The 1,411-nt window shown below is 42.5% G+C and carries 1 protein-coding gene; it reads right to left on the bottom strand.

Translation table 11 applies throughout. The features are described 5' to 3' along the window. Positions 1 to 120: 120 nt before the first annotated feature. Positions 121 to 1,248: a site-specific DNA-methyltransferase gene (locus ACRCZA_RS12660; protein WP_438674784.1), complete on the bottom strand. Its 1,128-nt coding sequence runs from the start codon at positions 1,246 to 1,248 to the stop codon at positions 121 to 123. Positions 1,249 to 1,411 lie beyond the last annotated feature (163 nt).

Here is a 1,411-nt window from a genome sequence, read left to right on the forward strand (position 1 = left end):
CGTTGGGGCAAGCGCTCGGTACGGAACTGTGAACCGATAGGCAGCGTGACGCTAAACCCGACCAAGGAGTAAACAGCGACCGCAATAAAACGTGCCACATAACGTGGCTAATAGTGACAACTATCTTGAAAAACACCGATGACCAACATCTTGATACTTCCAAATTGTCATTGGTGTTACAGTATTTTTAACCTCAGAAAGGAAACGCTTTATGGATGGCACTGAATCACCTTTAGTCCCAAACCAAATGCGATTTTCTGATTTAAACTCATCAAAACGAATTTTATTTAATACCCAACACCTTCCATTCGACGGGGAAACAATTCTTCCGCTAGGAGTGATTATTTCATATATTTTATCTTGTATCGTAGGGCCAACAGATAAATCACTTGATTTCCAAGGACCACGATGATCGTTATCTGGATTGGCATATCTTCCATTAGCTTCATCGCCTCTCTTTAGCCCTATATTTATGGCCAGAACAGATTTCTTGGCATAACAAATAATATGGTCATGATTTTCTGAAAAATGTTTTTTTAAGTTTACTGGTGAATAAGCGCGTTCCCAAATCAAATTCGCAACAAAATTTTCCCCACCAAAAACATCATCACACAGAGCTTTCAAATTGGCCTGCTCATTATCATCAATCGAAATAAAAATAACCCCATCATCGCGCAATAAATTCCTTGCTAACGTTAAGCGCGGCAGCATCATATTCAGCCAGTCGGTGTGATAACGCCCTGATGTTTCGCTGTTGGTGCTGAGTTTTACCCCGTCCTCGCTTTGGCCTGTCAGCTCTAAATAATTTTTGATGTTGTCGTGAAAATTATCCGGATACACAAAGTCTTTACCGGTGTTATACGGCGGGTCGATGTAGATCATCTTCACCTTGCCGGCGTAGCTTTTTTGCAATAGCTTTAACACCTCAAGGTTGTCGCCTTCAATCATCAGGTTTTCGGTGCTATCCCAATCCACACTCTCTTCTTGGCACGGGCGCAAGGTGCCGGTTGATGGCGTTAACGCTAATTGCCGCGCTTGGCGTTTGCCGTGCCAGTTCAGGCCATATTTCTCTTCGGCATCCGTCACAGTTTGATCACCCACCAAGGCTTTGAGCACATCGACATTAATCGCCGCGCCCTTGGCGCTTTCGGTAATTAAATTGGGAAACAGCGCTTTTAACTGCTCAATATTGTTCGCAATCAAATCGGCGCTGTGCACCTCGGGGCTGGATTTATTAATTTTTTGCATGATACATCCTGTTATGATTAACATATTAGCGCCGTCTTCACGCGCTAAAACCAACTGCTTTTATACAAAGTTACGTTTAAATTTTTCGTGATTAGTAATATTACTTTGCACGTCTTTACTGTCCCAGATTTGCAGTTCCCACGGAAAATAAAAATTATTGCTA

The organism is Shewanella sp., assembly GCF_051658185.1.
In the GTDB taxonomy this organism is placed as follows: Bacteria; Pseudomonadota; Gammaproteobacteria; order Enterobacterales; family Shewanellaceae; genus Shewanella.